The sequence below is a fragment of the Hymenobacter sp. YC55 genome (genome assembly GCF_029433095.1).
In the GTDB taxonomy this organism is placed as follows: Bacteria; Bacteroidota; Bacteroidia; order Cytophagales; family Hymenobacteraceae; genus Hymenobacter.
The window spans coordinates 312,888-330,373 of the sequence record NZ_JARNTX010000004.1; the positions used below are offsets into that span (position 1 = coordinate 312,888).

Below are 17,486 nucleotides of genomic sequence, written 5' to 3' on the forward strand. Positions count from 1 at the left end.
TAGCGCTAGATTTCAATTCCCCTTATTTTTAGAAAGGGGGCTAGCGTTCTAGAATTGCAGCGTGATGTTCACGCCCATAGTGCGGGTGGAGGGAAGCTGACCGATTTCCACGCCGGGCAGGATAGTGCCGCCGTTGAGGGCCGCCGTTTCCGGATCGAACATGGGGAACTTGGTCCACATGGCTAGGTCGCGGCCGTAGAGCCCGATGGTGGCCCCGGTCAGCGCCTTGGTGCGGGCCAGCAGCGCGGCAGGCAAATTGAACTCGATGCGGGCCTCACGCAGCTTCAGATACGAGGCATCAAACGAGTTGCTTTCGATGTTGGCGCGGCGGTAGTACTCGGCGTAGAAAGCCGCCGGAATTACCTGCGTGGTGTTGGGCGAGTAAGTGCCATCCGGGTTGGCCACCACCCCATCGCCGACAATGTAGCCTTCTTCGCGGCCCGGCAGCGTGGATTTCAGCTTGCCCTGCTCGCTCATTTTGTGGTGCGTTTGCGAATAGATGATACCCCCGTACTGCCCGTCAAACAACACGCTCAGCCGGAAATTCTTGTACGATACCTCGTTCAGGAACCCACCTTTCCAGTCAGCATAAGCCCGCCCGATGTACTTGATATTGGCGGGCTGTACGGGCAATCCGTCTTTGTTGTAGATGATTTTGCCGTCGGGCGAGTAGTCGAAGCCGTAGCCCCAAATGTCGCCGGTGGTACCGCCTACGGTAGCCAGGATGGTGGCCGTGCCGCCCGCGCCAATCACCTGCTGGTCTTCGATACCGCCCGCTAGGCTTAGTACCTTATTGCGGTTGCGGGACCACGTAATAGTGTTTCTCCACTTGAAGGCGTTGTTGTCGACGGGCCTGGTGTTGAGCACCACTTCTACGCCTCGGTTGCGCACAGCACCAGCGTTAAGCAGCGCGCGGCTGTAGCCCGTGGTAGGGTCAATAGGTACTTCCAGAATCTGGTTTTTCGTGGTGTTCTGGTACACCGTTAGGTCGGCGCCAAGGCGGCCCTGGAACATTAGGTACTCCAGGCCCGCTTCGTAGCTGACGGTTTGCTCGGGCTTCAGGTTTTTGTTGTAGAGCGTGGTAGCCACCGAGCCCGCTCCCGCAAAGTCGCTGCGGTTGTAGTACTTGTTGTTGCCGTACGGGTCGGTGTCGTTGCCAACTTTCGCGGCCGAAAGCCGAAGCTTCGCCAGCGAAATAGAAGTTGGCATAGGCAGCAACTCGTTCAGAATAAAGCTGGTGCTTACCGAAGGGTAGGAAAACGGCAGGTTTTCCACTGGCAATGAGCTCGACCAGTCGTTGCGCCCGGTCAGGTCCACGAAGATCTTGTCGTCGTAGGAGAAGGTAGCCAGGGCGTAGTTGCTGTTGATGTCTTTCTCGTAGGTGCTCAAGCCAAGCAGCGGGCTGCTTAGGCCGTTGGCCAGCTTATACACTCCCGGAATCACCAGGTCCCGCACCGAGGCATCGGTGCTGCGGTTGCGGCGGCGCATGGCGTTGCCGCCCACCGAGGCCCGCACATCAAAGTGCGTGTTGAACTGCCGGTGATACGTCAGCAGGAAGTCGGTGTTGACCTCGTAGTTGCTGATATCCTGCTGTTTGTAGTAGCCTTTCTGGAAGTTGGCCGTGCTGTAGGGCCGGCGCATCTCGCGTCGCTCCTGCGTCATGGCCAGGCCCGAGCGTATCAGCAGGCTTAGGTTCTTCGTGAAATCATAAGTCGCCGAGATGTTGCCTACGGTGGTGCGCGTAGTCGAAGAGTTAATCATCTCGTAGGCAATCAAATACGGATTGTCGATAAACGAGCTAAACGGGTGGACCTGGTCTATTTGGTCGTAGCCGTTTCTCCAGATGGTGCGGTACGCGTCGAGCGGCACGTTGGGGTTCTGGAAAATCATGAAGTACGACAACGACTGGTTGTTGTAGCCCGTGGCCGGCAGGTTGTCGCTCGTGCGGTTGGTGAAGTTTACCTTGCCGGCTAGTTTCAGCTTCGAGGCCACGGTATGGTTCACGCTCAATGCTCCCGTTATCCGCTCGTAGCCGGTATTGGGCATGATCCACTGGTTTTTGGAGTGCGTGATGGAGGCCCGCGCTGAGCTGGTTTCGTTGCCGCCTTCCAGCGCTACGCTGTTGGTGAACGTGGAGCCGGTGCGGTAGAAGCCCTTAATGTTGTCTTTATAGGGCACCCACGGCAGCCGCTCCGTCGACTGCGCCTGCGTCACGGGGTCGTACTGATAATACATCTGCCCGTTGAACTTCGGTCCGAAGGCGCTGCTGGTGCCGCCCGTACTGGGTCCATCGGCGGAAGCGCCGTAGGAGTAGTACATCTCGCCAGCTGCGTTGAACGCGCGGCCCGTGCCCTGGCCATACTCATACTGATAAGCAGGCCACTTCAGCACCGTGTTGATGCTGGAGTTGCTGTTCACCGTTACGCCCAAGCCTTTTTTCTTGCGGGCCCCGGCTTTAGTGGTGATAATAAGTGCGCCGTTGGCGGCGCGGCTGCCATAGAGGGCCGTGGCGCTGGCGCCTTTCAGTACCGTGATGCTGGCAATGTCGTCGGGGTTGATGTCGGCAATGCCATTGCCGAAGTCCACGGGCACGTCGTTGCCGGAGCCGGCCCCGTAGGCGCTGCCTACACCCGAGCTAGTCAGGCCGCTGTTCATGGGCACACCGTCGAGCACAACAAGAGCGTTGTTGCCGTTAGGGTTCAAGGAGTTGTCGCCCCGTAAGGAAATGCGCGTAGAGTTTACAGGTCCTGAGCCCGTCGAAACTAGGTTCAGTCCCGCCACTTTGCCCGATAGAGCTTGTGCAAAGTTGTTGGGGCGTGCTTCTACCAAGGCTTCCCCGCTCACCGTTTGGGTGGCGTACCCCAGAGCCTTCTGCTCCCGCTTGATACCAAGAGCAGTTACTACGACCTCATTCAGTTGCTTGGCGTCGGGCGCTAGGCGGAGATTTAGCTTGGTTTTGCCTTCCACCGGCACTTCCTGCGGAAGGTAGCCGATAAAAGTTACCAGCAGCACGGCGTTAGGCGGAGCGCTAACTGTGTAAGCCCCTTGTGCATCGGTGGAAGCGCCTACGGTAGTGCCTTTCACTACCACCGTCGCGCCGGGTAGGGGCAAGCCTTGGTCGTCGGTTACAGTACCCGAAATAGTTTGGGTTTGGGCTAGGACACTATGGCTTAAAAAAAGCACAGGGAGGCCCGTCGCACAGAGCCGACTGGCTCGAGCTAAGTAACTGTAAGGCATGTGGTTGGAAGGTTGTTTTCAACCGCAAAACTACCCGTGCCCCGTTACCGAAATGTTACTCTAAGAATATGAAATTATAAGCTGCTAAATAAAATGATAGAATATCTTCAACTTATAATAACCCTGAAAGGTGGCGTATGTCGTAGCTAAATGCCAAATATTAGCTATTGAATTTCAATAGGTTAAGCAGAAGCAAGTGGCAATGTTATGCTGCGCTGCCGTTCACTTATTGGCTATGTGCTTTACTGTAATGTTAACTAGGTGCTAAGTCTACTTACTCATCAATAGTAAGCACTACTGCTATTGAAGAAGCTTCTGCAGCGGTATCAAACCAGCCTGCCTTCAACGCCGCTTCTCGGAGGCCGTACAGCTTCTTCATGCGCTATATATCTCTCGACCTCGAAACCTCCGGCGGCCGGCCCCAACGTCATCAGATTCTGGAACTGGCTGCTGTGATAGAAGACACGAAGCATCTGCTGCCGCTGCCACAACTGCCTGCCTTTCGGCGCATAGTGCGCCACCCCGAATATGTGGGCACCGCGGGTGCTCTGGCCCTCAATGCTCGCCTGCTCCAAGAACTGGCCGATAAGCAGCCCAACCCCGAACTCTGCACGCCCGACGAGCTACTGCCGCAGCTACGTGAATTTCTGCTTGAACACAATTTCAAGCCCGATAAAAACGACTGCGTCAACGTGACCATGGCCGGCAAAAATATTGCCTCCTTCGACCTTGGCTTTTTGCGTGAATTGCCTGGCTACGGCACCTTGGTTCGGGCCGAACCTGCTATGCTCGACCCCGCCGCGTTCTACCTCAACTGGCGCAAAGACTCGCGCCTGCCCACCATGCAAATCTGCAAGGCCCGCGCCGGTTTTGAAGATGATACCGTGGCCCACGAAGCGCTGGCCGATGCCCTCGACGTGGTGCAACTACTGCGCCCGTTCTACGAGCTGCCCATATATAAAGTAACGGAGCAGCGGAGTAACTGAGTGAGTGGTTCGTAGTCGTTGAACACCTTACTCAATTACTCCGCTGCTCCGTTATGTAGGGCACCGCAGTTACCAGTCGCCGCTGGCGCCGCCACCGCCGGAGCTGCCGCCCCCGAAACCGCCGAAGCCGCCTCCGCCACCTCCTCCGAAGCCACCGCCGCCCCCGAATACGCCGCGGCCGCCCGAGAAGTCACCGAAGATAATGGGGGGCACCATCATGCCGCCACCGAAGCCGCCGCGTCCACCACGGCCGCCGCCACCGCCGCGCGAGCGAAGCAGCATAAACAGAATCAGCGCGCCGATTATCACCCAAAAGGTCCAGCCGGAGCCACTGTTGTCGTTGTTGCGCTGGCGGGTGCGGGTGGTTTGGTCGGCTTTGTACTCGCCTTTAGCCAGCGCAATCAGCTGGTCGGTGGCTCGGTCGAGGCCCTGGTAGTATTGTTCTTCCCGAAAAGCCGGAACTATTGTGTTGGAAATGATGCGCTTGGCTAGTGCGTCGGGTATGGCGCCTTCTAAGCCGTAGCCGGTTTGGATGCGTGCTTTCTGCTCTTGACGAGCAATAAGCAGCAGAACGCCGTTGTTGTTGCCTTTTTGCCCAATACCCCAAGTTTCATAGAGCTTCTGGGCATAATCAGCTATTTCGCTGTCGCCGAGCGTGGGCACCGTCACGATGGCAATCTGCGAGGACGTAGAGTCGTTGTAGTTGACGAGCTTCTGCTCTAGCGCCGCCACCTCGTCGGGCTGCATCATGCCCGCCAGGTCGTTTACGAGGCGCGGGGGAGAGGGGCGCGGGGGTACGTCCTGCGCCAAGGCCCCCAACTGCACGACCAGCAGCAAAAGTGCCAGCAGCAGCGGCCGGAACCACGCCCGATACAAAACAGGGAGAGGCTGCATCATACGCGGGGGGACTGGGGCGGGCCTCCGCCGAATGAAATAGAGTCGTCGAGTTCGTTTTTGTCGGTCACGGAGTTGTAGGGGAAATAGCGTTTCAGTTGCTCGCCCACCATCCGAATGCCATGCTCAAGACCCGCGGCATACTTTTCGGTGCGAAACTGACTTAGTACGGTTTCTTTGGTGGTTTCCCAAAAATCGTCGGGCACTGCCGAGTTGATGCCAGAATCGCCAATGACGGCGAACTGGCGGCTTTTCCAGGCCAAGTAAAACAGCACGCCATTGCGCTGCGCCGTGCGGTGCATGTTCAGCTCGGCAAATACTTGGGCGGCCCGGTCAAGCGGTTCCGGCGTTGGGCAGGTGTCTTCCAAATGCACCCGGATTTCGCCGGAAGTTGTGACTTCGGCCTGCCGGATAGCCGCAACCAAAGCGGCTTCCTGCTCGGGAGTAAGGGGGTTGGTCATAGGTGGTGAGAGTTAGGACTAGGGTGGGGTAGAAAAAACAGGAGGCGTGAAGGGCGCCAAAGCATCTTGGCAGAGCAGCGGGGGTATCGGCTACGCGAAGGCAGCAGGAGAATAACTCCAGCTCCGTTCAGCACGACAAACAACACTACTACGAAGCCGAAGAAATACTTGCGGGCGCCACATCAAGCAGGGCGTTTTTTCTGCTTATGCACATTCCCTAGTCCTAACCAACCAGATTAAAACTGAACCGTTGGGGCTTTCTGCGAAGCTGGGTCGGCTTCGAAATACGGTTTCTCGGCAAAGCCGAACATGCCCGCAAACAGGTTGTTCGGAAACGACTTCACAAAGCCGTTGTAGTCGTTGGTAGCAGTGTTGAACTTGTTGCGCTCCACGTTGATGCGGTTTTCGGTGCCTTCTATCTGGGCTTGCAGCTCCTGAAAGTTGGCATTGGCTTTTAGCTCCGGATAATTTTCCGATACCGCCAGCAACCTACCCAAGCCGCTGCTTAGTTGGCTTTGCGCGGCCTGAAACTTTTGCAGGTTTTCGGGGGTGAGCTGATCGGCCGAAATATTGACGCCCGTGGCGTTGGCGCGGGCCTGCACGACGGCTTCGAGCGTGCTTTTTTCGAAGTTGGCAGCGCCTTTTACGGTGTTTACAAGGTTGGGAATCAGGTCGGCACGGCGCTGATAAGCACTTTGCACGTTGGCCCATTGCGCTTTCACGGCTTGGTCGCGGCTAACCATGCCATTGTAGCCGCACGACGACTGCGAAAGAAGAATCACCAAACCGGCGAAGTAGAGAAGGAAACGTTTCATGAAGGAGAGAGTTGATGAAGTAGGAAATGGTGAAGTCGCGAAAATAGGAGAAAGTGAATTTAAGGTTCAACAGCGCGGCTACACAAGTAGCGCTGTGAATTGTTGAAAGCACCATCTGGCAATTTCACAACTTCACCTTTCTGTTGTGCCAAAGTACGAATTCACGCCGCAGCGGTTGTGTATGAAGCGGCTCCGGCCGCGATTCACTATTTTGCGGACTTACGCCACGCTTGTTGTTCATGAAAGCCATTATTCCCGTCGCGGGTATTGGGTCGCGCCTGCGCCCGCACACGCATACCCAGCCGAAATCACTCGTGCCGGTGGCCGGCAACACTATCTTGGGGCACATCATCGACCGGCTTAGCGCGGCAGGTGTCCAAGAGTTTGTATTCATTATTGGTTACCTAGGCGAAAAGATAGAGAGCTACGTACGGCGCAGCTATCCGCAGATTCGCAGCTCGTTTGTGGTGCAGGAGCCCCGCGAAGGTATTGCCCACGCCCTCTGGCTGGCCCGCGACACTTTCCGTGACCAAGCCGACGGCATCCTGATCCTGCTTGGCGATACCATAGTGGATGTAGACTTGCCGGCTATGATGCAGACGCCTGGCAACGTGCTGGCCGTGAAGGAGGTAAAAACGCCTTCGATGTTCGGCCTCGTGGAAACCGCCCTGAATGGCCGCGTCACGAAAGTGGTGGAGAAGCCGCGCATTCCGAAGTCCAACTACGCCCTCGTTGGCCTCTATAAGATTGCCGACCCCAGTTGGCTGGCCAAGGCCCTGGAGCAGCTCATCGACCGGGACCAGCGCACGCACGGGGAGTTTCAGCTTACCGATGCGCTGATGCTCATGATTCAGGAGGGCGCCGAAATGACGACCACCTCGGTTGACAACTGGTTTGACTGCGGCCGCAAAGATTCGTTGCTCGAAGCCAATGCCCGCCTGCTCAACCGCCCCGAGTTCCTGGACCGCCGCGACTACCCCGAGTTTCCCGACACCATCATCATTCCGCCTGTCAGCATCGGAAAAGATTGTGAAATCTGTAACTCCATCATCGGGCCCAACGTGGCCATCGGCGACCGGACTATCGTGAAAAACACCATCCTGAGCGAGTCCATTATCGGCTCGTACAGCGAATTGCGCTCGGCCGTCATGCACGACTGTATTGTGGGTTCGGATGCTTCCTTTAAAGGAATGCGCCACAGCCTCAATATCGGCGACAACACCGAAATCGACTACAGCTAGCGGTTTGGGGCCACAATGCCTCGCGCTTAGCGGCCCGCTGCTCTAGTGGCTTGTCTGGCAATTAAGGCTAGCGCATCACTAGGCTGTCTTTCGCGTATCAACCTTACTTCTGAAAACTACTTGCTTGCATATGATGCGTATTCTTCGTCGAACCACGGTTTTTTTTGCAGCCCTGCTGCTTACTGTTGCCGCTGGTAAGGCCCAAACGCCGCTTGGTCAGCCCTCGTTTGATGAGCAGAAAGTGCAGGTGTGGTGTGCTACGGCGAAGTTTGTGTACGAAGACAACGGCCGACCCAACCTGAAAAGTACGCTGCGCTGCGGCGGCTCCCTTAAGGAGTTTGAAAACAGCATCCGGGCCGATAGTCAACGGGTGTTTAGTGCGCTCTATCAGCCGCTGGAAGTGCGTGGCACCATCTACCGGGGGCTTGGGTCCAATCCGTCGCGCCTGCAAAAGCTGAAGACGGAAATCATCAGCCGCCTAAAATCTTCGCCGGCCCGCCGCGCCAATCCAGCCCGTATGCAACGTCTGGCCACGCTGGAAACTGCTCTTACCAACTACGTCGAGAACGGCACGCCCATTGGCGACCAGCCCGAAGAAGAAACCGCCGAAGCTCTCGACACCGCCGCCGATACCGACGAAGCTGCGGCTGTAGAGTCGGGTGATGCCGGACTAGATGAAGCCGGGGTTGCCCGTCCAACGGAAGCAACGCGTGCGACGGGGGAGAGCTGGATCAACAAGTTTTTTGGTCCGCTGGCCCTCATCATGGCGCTGTTGAGCTTGGTGCTGTACGTGCTGATGCGCCGCAACATGGCCGTGTTTCAAAAAGAGCTGATTGGCCGCATGACGCAGCGGCAAGACGAAATAATGGCCTCGCGCCCCGCACCGGTGGCTGCTGCCGCTCCGGCGGTAGCGCAGCAGCTAACCCCTGAGCTTCAGCGCCAAGTGGAAGAACTGGTATTGCAGCGCGTAGAAGCCGAACTAGCCAAGCGCGAAGTGCCTGCCCCGTCTGCCCCTGTGCCAGCGCCGCCAACACCGGAGCCACCACGCGTAACTGCGCTACCCGTTACGATAGTTGCCCCTGCTCCCCCACCGTTGTTGCAGGAACTCGAAGCTGCCGCGCCAGCGCCAGCTATTTCTTCTATTCAAGACACGCCCATCCCCATGACGGAGGTAGCTGGCCCGCCCGTGGTGATACCAGTAGGCTCACCGGCTACGGCTTTGCGCGAAGACTTTGAAAGTGTGGTGCCACCCGTGCACCTCCCCGACTCAGGCACCGTTGCCTCGCCCGAAACCATTATTCGCTTCGGTAAGGCCCCATTGAGTGGCGTGTTCCGGGACGAAGACTTCACGGATGAGCTGCAAGACGACACCGTCTACGAAATCTTTTTGGACCCGCAGTGGCCAGAACTAGCATCGTTTCAGGTTAGTCCCGAGCCAGCCGTTCAAACGTATCTGCTGCAAAGCGCACCGCCCGATTTGCTAGCCGCCGCCTGCGAGTATGAGCAGCCGACAGGACCCGTAGCCCAGATAATAACGCTAGAAGAAGGCATACTGCGCCGAGTAGAAGGCGTTTGGCAAGTCGAGCAGAAGGCCGTAGTGCAGTTCGAAGGGTAGCCTTACCGGTAGTTTTGGTAATGATATTTACCAGTGCCTAATTGATCGTCTTTGTTCAAATAGACGATCCAATAATCGCCACCGCTCTCGTATCGCCAAGGGCCGCGCTCCTTTATCATCTGTCCTTGCCGCACCTCGTAGTAGTTGTCAGGCTTCAATTCAAGCAGGCAGCTAGAACAGCCAGGATAGGCGCTGAGTTGATAAACGCCAACCTTGCCGGTTTCTGCGCTCTGCTGGTTACGATAATTATTGCCTGCAAAGCAAGTAAACAATATTGCGCCAATGCTGGATCTTATCAAACAGCCTCTTTTCGCTGCGAAAGTAGCCGCCTCAAAAAAGCGTGCTATCCAATAAAGCATATAGCTACCAAGCACTGCGTAGATAAAGTAAACAATAGCAATGCCAAGAGCAGCCATATAAGGAAGTGAGAATGCTTTGCAACACTAGTATATCTACTCTATTGCAGTTGTAGAGGAATCCTTGATTTATCTTCGGGCCTTCCTTGTTATATCTTCCATGCAAATACGGTTATTCCCGGCGCTGGCTCTCCTAGCGCTGGCAGGTTGCCGCTCGTCGCAAACTTATTCGCCGGGTGCCGAAACTTCCTCCATTCCTGCTTCTTCCCGCATTCCTGTGTTGTACCCCGAAACCCGCAAAGCCGACCAAGTCGACGACTACTTTGGTACGCCCGTACCCGACCCTTACCGCTGGCTCGAAGACCCCGACTCGCCGGAAACCAAGGCGTGGGTGACTGCCCAGAACAAGGTTTCGTTTGGCTATTTAGAGCAGATTCCGTTCCGCGCGAAAATCCGGGAGCGGCTCACTACCATCTGGAATTACGAGCGGTTTGGCGTGCCGCAAGAAGAAGGCGGCCAGCTCTACTACTCGAAAAACGACGGCCTGCAAAACCAAGCGGTGCTCTATACTCAGCAAGAGGGGCAGCAAGGCCAGCCCGAAGTACTGCTCGACCCCAATAAGTTTTCCGCAGATGGTACCACGGCCCTGGCCGGGACCTACTTCTCCAACGACCACCGCTACATGGCCTACGCCACGAGCGGCGGCGGCTCCGATTGGCAGCAGTACAAGGTAATGGACCTGAAAAGCCGGCTGCCGCTATCCGATGAACTGAACTGGGTGAAGGTATCGGGGGCGGCGTGGTACAAAGACGGCTTTTTCTACAGCCGCTACGATGCACCCAAGTCCGGCCAAAACAAGTTGGCTGGCAAAAACGAGTTCCACAAGGTGTACTACCACAAGCTAGGCACGCCCCAAACCAAAGACCAGCTTGTGTACGAGGACCCGAAGATGCCGCTGGGCTTCCGCATGGCAGGCACCACCGAAGACGAACGGTTTCTGGTGCTCTACCTCACCGACGGCAAAGCCGATGGCAACCGCCTCTCCGTCCGCGACCTAACCGACCCCAAGCAGGCCGACACATTCACGCCGCTCATCAGCAGCTACGAACACAACAACTCCGTAATCGGCAACATCGGAGGGCAATTGCTGGTGCTTACCGACTACAAAGCGCCCCGCTTCCGGGTGGTCCTTATCGACCCCAAAAAGCCGCAGGAAGCTAATTGGAAAGAGGTATTGCCCCAGACCGAGCAGAAGCTGGAAGGCGTTGATCAGGTGGGCGGCTACTTAGTGGCGTCGTATTTGAAAGATGCCAGCAGCAACATCAAGGTCTTCACCGAAACCGGCGAGTTCAAGCACGATGTAGCCCTGCCCGCCATTGGCACCGCCGCCGGGTTCGGGGGCAAGCGCGATTCGAAGTCGGTGTACTACGCCTTCACGTCGTTCACGTACCCAACCACCATCTATAAGTATGACCTGGCCAGCAACACCAGTACGGTGTTTCAAGCGCCCAAAGTCGACGTGAAGCCCCAGGACTACGTGACCTCGCAGGTGTTCTACGCCAGCAAGGACGGCACCAAGATTCCGATGTTTATCACGCACAAGAAGGGGGTGAAGCTCAATGGGCAGAATCCTACCTATCTGTACGCCTACGGTGGGTTCAACGTGTCGCTCACGCCCTCGTTCTCGGTGGCCCGCATGCTGTGGCTGGAAAACGGTGGGGTGCTAGCCATTCCCAACTTACGGGGCGGCGGCGAGTACGGCGAAGACTGGCACAAAGCCGGCATGACGCCCAACAAGCAAAACGTGTTCGACGATTTCATAGCCGCCGCCGAATACCTGAAGGTGCAAGGCTACACCAATACCAATCGGCTGGCCATTGCTGGCGGCTCGAACGGCGGCCTGCTGGTAGGCGCTACCATGACCCAGCGCCCCGATTTGTGCGGCGTGGCCTTCCCGGCCGTGGGCGTAATGGACATGCTGCGCTATCAGAAGTTCACCATCGGTTGGAACTGGGCGCCCGAATACGGCACTTCCGACACGTACGCCCAGTTTCAGAACCTGTACAAGTTCTCGCCGCTGCACAATCTGAAGCGTGCTGCTTACCCCGCCACCATGATAACCACCGCCGACCACGACGACCGGGTGGTGCCCGCGCACTCGTTTAAGTTTGCTGCGGCTCTGCAAGTTGCCAACACCGGCCCGCGGCCCCAGCTTATTCGGGTGGATGTAAATGCCGGCCACGGAGCAGGCAAAAGCACCAAGCTTCAAATAGAGGAATGGGCCGATATTTGGTCGTTTGCGTACTTCAACATGGGTGTTACTCCCTACAAGAAGTAAGTGCAAGCGCGCCTAAGGAAATGCTTTGTTGGCAGAGTGGCGCGCTAAAGGACAGCCTGAAGAGTATAAAACTCGTAGAAGGCATTCACGGCTTGGTTCGTATCTTCGCGGCCACATCGCGCGTTACTAGCTCTACTTTTGGTTTTCACATGAAAAAAACGTTTCTGCTCGGTCTGTTGGCCGCTTCGCTGATGCTGTCCGCTACGTCGTGCAGCAACCCCGATTTCACTAGAGGTGAGGAAATGGCTACCAAGCCGCTGCCCCCCATCCCGGCCGCTCCCGACACCAATGGCGGTCAAGCCGCTCCAAATCCGGCTACCCGCGAGCTTACCGCGCCAAACGCCACCGAAGACATCAAGAAGATGCAGCCGGTGATGTAAATAAAGAATAGCAAGAAAAAAGAATGAGCAATGGCCAATTGAGCGCCGTTGCTCATTCTTTTTTCCACTAAAGTCTCCTTACTTCCTGTCTTTACTTCCTTGTTGACTTATGAACATTCGTCGTGGCCGCGAGGCCGATTTGCCTCAGGTATTAGGCCTGATTCAGGAATTAGCGGTGTATGAGCGCGCTCCGCACGAAGTCACAAACACGCTGGCCGACATGCAGCGTGACGGATTCGGGCCGGACGCTATTTTCAAGTTTTTCGTGGCCGAGCAGCCCGACGGCAAAATCATTGGCATTTCGCTCTACTACACGGCGTATTCCACTTGGAAAGGCCGGATGCTGTTTCTGGAAGACTTGGTGGTAACCGAAGAGGCACGCGGCACAGGCATTGGCAAGCAGCTCTTTGATGCTGTAGTAGCAGAAGCGCGCCACACCGGGGCTAACCGCATGAAGTGGCAAGTGCTGGAGTGGAACGAGCCGGCCATTGGCTTCTACAAGCGCATCGGCGCCAACCTCGACCCCGAATGGCTGAACGGCAATCTGAATGCTGAACAGCTGCAAGCCTATACCTGCGCGCCCGGCGTGGAAGCAGTAGTAACATCCAGTAAGTAGCAGATACCAGCAAGCTTGCCTGACCACAGCGCAAGCACAAAAAGCAGAAAGCCACCTCGGCCGAGGTGGCTTTCTGTGTATAGAAGGAAGTCAGGTAGAGTGCCTCAGAAACGGCTAGCTTACCACCTCCAGCATAGTGCGGAACGAAGCGTAGCGTCCACCAAATTGTCGCTCGATGTCTTTGCGCAGGGCCGGGGCCGCCACGTTCTGGTATTCTTCCAGTTGATCTAGGCTCACACAATAGTATTGTGCGGCGTAAGTGATGCCATCATCTTCCTCGTTGAGCAAGCGGCAAAGCTGGCTTCTAACAAAGAAGCCAGTAGCCATTACCTCGGGCATGTGCGTGTCGCGCATGTAGGTTACCCACTGCTCGGCTATTTCGGGGTCGAGGCTGGTCGTGACGTTGTAAAGTATCATAGAAAAGTAGAGTCTTGGTTGGTAGAAAGCCTGCGGATGGCCAAACAAGAAACCGGAGCAGAGTGGTCTTGTGAAATCCACAGACTAACATAACGCAAAAGTCGGCCAAAAAATCCAAGCTTCGAGTTCTGCGGCTTCATGTAACCAAATCAAACCCGCATGTGGTCGAAATGGAAGTCTTGGATGCGGGCTTGAATGTCTTTTGAAGACAGCTTTTCGCGGATAGCGGCTTGCACTAGGTCAGGCAGTTCGGCATTGCCAGCGAACCGTAAGGCTAGTATCTGGCTGAGCTGCAACTGGCTTTCCAGGGGCCGCAAGCTTTGACCAGTGGCTTCAAAATATTGCTGGCGTACCTCCAGCCTGATTATCCGGTCCTGAAGCATGAGGGCGTAGTGCTGGCGCAGCATCAGTAGTACACCAAGGCTGACCACGGCCAGCGCCATGAGCGTAAACCACAGCCGCGAAATTTCGGTGTCGTCGCCGGCTACGGTGGTGTAGCGGCGGATGCTATAGAGCGTCACGATGAACAGGGCAGGCAGCAGCACGAAGTGGTGCCACACGTAGTACATGGGCTTGTTTTTGGTTGGTTGGGTAGCCATAAGGAACAGAGCTTGAAGAAAGAGGTAGACACAAAAAACTCCGGCAATAAGCCGGAGTTTTCACAGATAAATCAGGACGGAAAGCAAGCGGGTATTAGCTACGATTTAGCGGCTTTGGCTGCTTTCTTGGCTTCGCGGGCCCGGCGCTTTTCTTCGCTGGCCGTTTGCTTGGCTAGTTTCTCCTGACGCTTAGCTTCTTTGGCGGCATCTTTCTGGCGGTTTAGCTCCAGTTTTTGCTCTTTCATCTGCCGCTTCTGCTCGCGCAAAGCGTTCTTCTGATCTTTGAGCTGGTCTTCGGAGGCATCTACGCTTTTGCGCGATGAGGCCGTTTGTTGTTTTTGCGCGTCGAGAGTGGCTTTGGCATCGGCAGCGCGTTGCTTTTGCTGTTCCAGACGTATTTGAGCGGAATCTGCTGCGGTTGTGGTTTGAGCCTGGCCACTATGACTGCTCACGATACCAACTGCAAAGGCGAAAATGGCGAGGATCTTTTTCATGATAACTTGTGGTTAAGTTCGTTGATACGTCTCGCCGTTATCAAAGTTGAATATATCGTGTTATTCCTCTACATAGTCCAAGTCTTTGCCGTAGCTCTCGGGCAAGGTGCTGGCACTGAAAAAAGCCAGTAGCAACGTTACGACCCCGATAACAGTAGCTGCTCCGGTGATACCCAAGGAAGGCTTCAGGGCCGAGAAAGCCGGATTGATGAGCACAATGGCGCCCCGCGCGAAGTTGGGAGCTGTAGTAGCCACCGTAGAGCGCAGGTTGGTGCCAAACTGCTCGGCCGAAACCGTCACGAACAACGCCCAGAAGCCGCCCGCATAGCCGATCAAGAAGCAAACCAAATAGAACATGGTGGTGCTGGCGCCGTGCAGTCCATATAGATACACGCCCACCATGGTGGCGCATGCCGCAATAAACAGTTGCAAAGTGCGGTTCCGGCTCTTGAACAGCTGGCTAAGGGCACCGCTGGTGAAGTCGCCGAGGGTGAGGCCGAAGTAACACCAGAAGATGCTCAGGCCACCCGTCACGGCGCCCTGCACGCCAAACTCCTGGCCGAACTCCGGGGCCATAGTTATCAGAATCCCAACCAGAAACCAGAACGGCACGCCCAGGAACAAACACCGAATGTATTTGGCCAGCCGGGGCCCATTCGTGAAGAGGCTCGCAAAATTCCCCCGTTCGACCCCCTCGCGCTTAGCCTGCTCGAACATACCCGACTCGAATACGCCCGCCCGCAATGCCAATAGCGCCAAGCCCAAACCGCCCCCAATAAAGTAAGCATTACGCCAGCCGAAATACTGTCCCACTCCATACGCTACCATCGCCCCCGACACGCCCACCGATGCTACTATCATGGTACCATAGCCGCGCTTTTCTTTGGGTAAGCTCTCCGCTACCAGCGTGATGCCCGCGCCCAATTCGCCAGCAAGACCCACGCCGGCAATGAGGCGCAGCCAGGCATATTGGTCGATGGTCTGTACAAAGCCGTTGGCAATATTGGCCAGCGAGTACATCAGAATAGAGCCGAACAGCACCGACAACCGCCCGCGTTTGTCGCCCAAGATTCCCCACAGGATGCCGCCGAGCAGCATGCCACCCATTTGCATGCTCAGCAAATACTGCCCTTGCTCGGTAATGGCCGCTGCCTCCGTAATGCCTATTCCCTTGAGGCTATCCACCCGCACGATACTGAACAGTACCAAGTCGTAGATGTCGACGAAGTAACCCAGAGAAGCTACAATAACGACTGCGCTAAGCAGGGTAGCTGTCTTGGGCGCAGGCGAAGGAGACTTGGCGACGGACATGTGAGAGAGGATGGAAGGGTGGAAGGGTTTGTCAGCAGCACTTTACGCATAATCTGGAAAAGCGGCAAATAGAGAAACCACTTGTAGCAAAGTGAAGGCACACGAAGGCAGGAGCACTACAAGCTTACAGTATATCCATTGGGTGGATTAACCCCACGTTCGAGTCGGCAGGATGTACACACTATCAGATATAATTAGGGTAAAGATTTATTAGAAATAATATATACTAACGAGCTTGGATATATTGCCAAAAAAATTAGTTTTGCATCTCTGTTACCGTCATCATCCTTCCTTCTACCGCTATGAAAAAGGAGCCACAGTATACGGTTTGCTGCCAACTCACTATCGCAGAAGTTGAGCTTGGGCGCATAGTTGAAACCCGGCAAGTGAGTCACCACCTGTCGACTGAAACCAGCGAGCTAAACGAGTTATTTGCAGATCTTTACGAGCAATTTCGCAGTCCCTATCTACTAGGGCTCCAGATTACAGCTATCCACGGCCATGCGCCTTGCCCGGCTACAACGGATATAGTATAGTAGCATTAGGTCGGCTGCCACAAGCGGCCAAAAAAGCAAAGTAGTAGACTAAACGGAACCGAAGCTCGAACCAAATTCCGCTGCGTTGCAGCCGCAACCATCGGCTACCGAAGCAGCGCTAATACCCCGCTTCTCAACAAATAGCGGCTAAGCGATTCTCGCTGGCCATTCGATGCTACATACCCGTGAGCTAATAGCGCAGCGCATTATGCCTTATTGCTAAACGCGCTGTTTCAACTTTTGGGGTTGTGGTTCGTCGCAGCAGCCGTGGGCGCCCATAGCGGGTGCTATGTCTTCGAGCTGCACGGTGCAGTGGCTGATGTTGAACTCGTGTATTAAGTCGTGCTGAAGCTCGCCTAAAAATTGGTTGCTGTTGCCACCATTCGGACGGACCAAGTGTGCGGTAAGGGCCGTGTCCTGCGTGCTGAGCGGCCAAACGTGCAAATCGTGGACGCTTACCACGCCCGGACGGGTTAGCAGAAACTGGCGTACGGCCGCAATATCAATGCTTTCCGGGGCGGCTTGTAAGGCCATTTGCACGGTTTCGCGCAGCAAGCCCCACGAGCTATAGCCCACCACACCCAGAATCACGAAGCTGATAGCCGGGTCGAGCCACTGCCAGCCGGTAAAGTAGACCAGCGCCCCGCCTACCACTACGCCCACCGATACCAGCATGTCGGTGAGCATGTGCAGATAGGCGCCGCGCACGTTTACGTCCCCCTTTTGTCCGCTGCTAAACAGCCAAGCTGTAAAGCCGTTGACAAGTATGCCCAGGCCCGCCAGCGCCATTACTACGGTGCCATTGACCGGCGTAGGATGGCGCAGGTGGTCAAGCGTATCCCAAAGAATAAAGCCCAGGGCCAGATACAACAAGGCCGCATTGAGCAACGCTGCCTGAATAGTAGCGCCTTTGTAGCCGTAGGTATACCGCTCTGTGGCTTGGCGCTTGGCCAGCCACGTAGCACCCCAAGCCAGCGCCAAGCTTAGTACGTCGCTCAGGTTGTGGCCCGCATCAGAAAGCAGCGCCGACGAATTTGCCCACAGGCCCCCTGCGGTTTCGCCCGCCACAAACAGCAGATTCAGCGTAATTCCCCAACCAAATGCCCGGCTAAACTCAGCTGGTGGCGCATGATGGTGATGATGGTCGTGTCCGTGGTGGTCGTGGGCCATAGATAATCAGGGTATCACGT

Annotated in this window: 16 protein-coding genes; 6 read left to right on the forward strand and 10 right to left on the reverse strand. The window is 56.0% G+C overall.

The features are described 5' to 3' along the window. Positions 1-48: 48 nt before the first annotated feature. A complete protein-coding gene (locus P1X16_RS23925; protein ID WP_277234536.1) occupies positions 49-3,183 on the reverse strand; it encodes a SusC/RagA family TonB-linked outer membrane protein in 3,135 nt (1,044 codons plus the stop codon). Positions 3,184-3,614: 431 nt separating this feature from the next. Between P1X16_RS23925 and P1X16_RS23930 the strand changes: the two genes are divergently transcribed. Continuing rightward, positions 3,615-4,223: an exonuclease domain-containing protein gene (locus tag P1X16_RS23930; RefSeq protein ID WP_277234538.1), complete on the forward strand. Its 609-nt coding sequence runs from the start codon at positions 3,615-3,617 to the stop codon at positions 4,221-4,223. A gap of 69 nt (positions 4,224-4,292) precedes the next feature. Here the strand turns inward: P1X16_RS23930 and P1X16_RS23935 are convergent, their stop codons facing one another. The 3 genes from P1X16_RS23935 to P1X16_RS23945 form a co-directional block, all read right to left on the reverse strand. Continuing rightward, on the reverse strand, positions 4,293-5,120 hold the full coding sequence (locus tag P1X16_RS23935) for a TPM domain-containing protein (protein WP_277234540.1): 828 nt from the start codon (positions 5,118-5,120) through the stop codon (positions 4,293-4,295). Beyond that, positions 5,117-5,578: a TPM domain-containing protein gene (locus P1X16_RS23940; protein ID WP_277234542.1), complete on the reverse strand. Its 462-nt coding sequence runs from the start codon at positions 5,576-5,578 to the stop codon at positions 5,117-5,119. The genes P1X16_RS23935 and P1X16_RS23940 overlap by 4 nt, the downstream gene beginning before the upstream one ends. A 236-nt stretch (positions 5,579-5,814) precedes the next feature. Continuing rightward, positions 5,815-6,393, reverse strand: coding sequence for a LemA family protein (locus P1X16_RS23945; RefSeq protein ID WP_277234543.1), 579 nt, complete (start codon positions 6,391-6,393; stop codon positions 5,815-5,817). Between the two features lie 239 nt (positions 6,394-6,632). Between P1X16_RS23945 and P1X16_RS23950 the strand changes: the two genes are divergently transcribed. Further along, positions 6,633-7,634 carry a sugar phosphate nucleotidyltransferase gene (locus P1X16_RS23950; RefSeq protein ID WP_277234544.1) on the forward strand — a complete coding sequence of 334 codons (1,002 nt, stop codon included), beginning with the start codon at positions 6,633-6,635 and terminating at the stop codon, positions 7,632-7,634. A 130-nt stretch (positions 7,635-7,764) separates the two neighbouring features. Continuing rightward, on the forward strand, positions 7,765-9,249 hold the full coding sequence (locus tag P1X16_RS23955) for a hypothetical protein (protein WP_277234545.1): 1,485 nt from the start codon (positions 7,765-7,767) through the stop codon (positions 9,247-9,249). 2 nt (positions 9,250-9,251) lie between these two features. On the opposite strand, the gene P1X16_RS23960 is transcribed toward P1X16_RS23955, so the two are convergent. Beyond that, positions 9,252-9,665, reverse strand: a complete 414-nt coding sequence (locus P1X16_RS23960; RefSeq protein ID WP_277234547.1) for a hypothetical protein — start codon at positions 9,663-9,665, stop codon at positions 9,252-9,254. Between the two features lie 100 nt (positions 9,666-9,765). Between P1X16_RS23960 and P1X16_RS23965 the strand changes: the two genes are divergently transcribed. From P1X16_RS23965 to P1X16_RS23975, 3 genes are all read left to right on the forward strand, one after another. Next, positions 9,766-11,943 (forward strand): prolyl oligopeptidase family serine peptidase, encoded by a 2,178-nt coding sequence (locus tag P1X16_RS23965; protein ID WP_277234549.1) that lies wholly within the window; start codon positions 9,766-9,768, stop codon positions 11,941-11,943. Between the two features lie 149 nt (positions 11,944-12,092). Next, positions 12,093-12,323 carry a hypothetical protein gene (locus tag P1X16_RS23970; RefSeq protein ID WP_277234551.1) on the forward strand — a complete coding sequence of 77 codons (231 nt, stop codon included), beginning with the start codon at positions 12,093-12,095 and terminating at the stop codon, positions 12,321-12,323. 109 nt (positions 12,324-12,432) lie between these two features. Continuing rightward, complete coding sequence (locus P1X16_RS23975) at positions 12,433-12,939, forward strand: GNAT family N-acetyltransferase (protein ID WP_277234553.1); 507 nt, start codon at positions 12,433-12,435, stop codon at positions 12,937-12,939. A gap of 114 nt (positions 12,940-13,053) precedes the next feature. On the opposite strand, the gene P1X16_RS23980 is transcribed toward P1X16_RS23975, so the two are convergent. From P1X16_RS23980 to P1X16_RS24000, 5 genes are all read right to left on the reverse strand, one after another. Further along, positions 13,054-13,356, reverse strand: coding sequence for a DUF4286 family protein (locus P1X16_RS23980; protein ID WP_277234555.1), 303 nt, complete (start codon positions 13,354-13,356; stop codon positions 13,054-13,056). A gap of 149 nt (positions 13,357-13,505) precedes the next feature. After that, the gene (locus tag P1X16_RS23985; RefSeq protein ID WP_277234557.1) at positions 13,506-13,955 is read right to left on the reverse strand and encodes a DUF6526 family protein; all 450 of its coding nucleotides are present in this window, start codon (positions 13,953-13,955) and stop codon (positions 13,506-13,508) included. Positions 13,956-14,053: 98 nt separating this feature from the next. After that, a complete protein-coding gene (locus P1X16_RS23990; RefSeq protein WP_277234559.1) occupies positions 14,054-14,449 on the reverse strand; it encodes a hypothetical protein in 396 nt (131 codons plus the stop codon). Between the two features lie 60 nt (positions 14,450-14,509). After that, positions 14,510-15,760, reverse strand: a complete 1,251-nt coding sequence (locus tag P1X16_RS23995; protein WP_277234561.1) for an MFS transporter — start codon at positions 15,758-15,760, stop codon at positions 14,510-14,512. Positions 15,761-16,515: 755 nt separating this feature from the next. After that, complete coding sequence (locus P1X16_RS24000; RefSeq protein WP_277234563.1) at positions 16,516-17,466, reverse strand: cation diffusion facilitator family transporter; 951 nt, start codon at positions 17,464-17,466, stop codon at positions 16,516-16,518. Between the last annotated feature and the right edge of the window lie 20 nt (positions 17,467-17,486).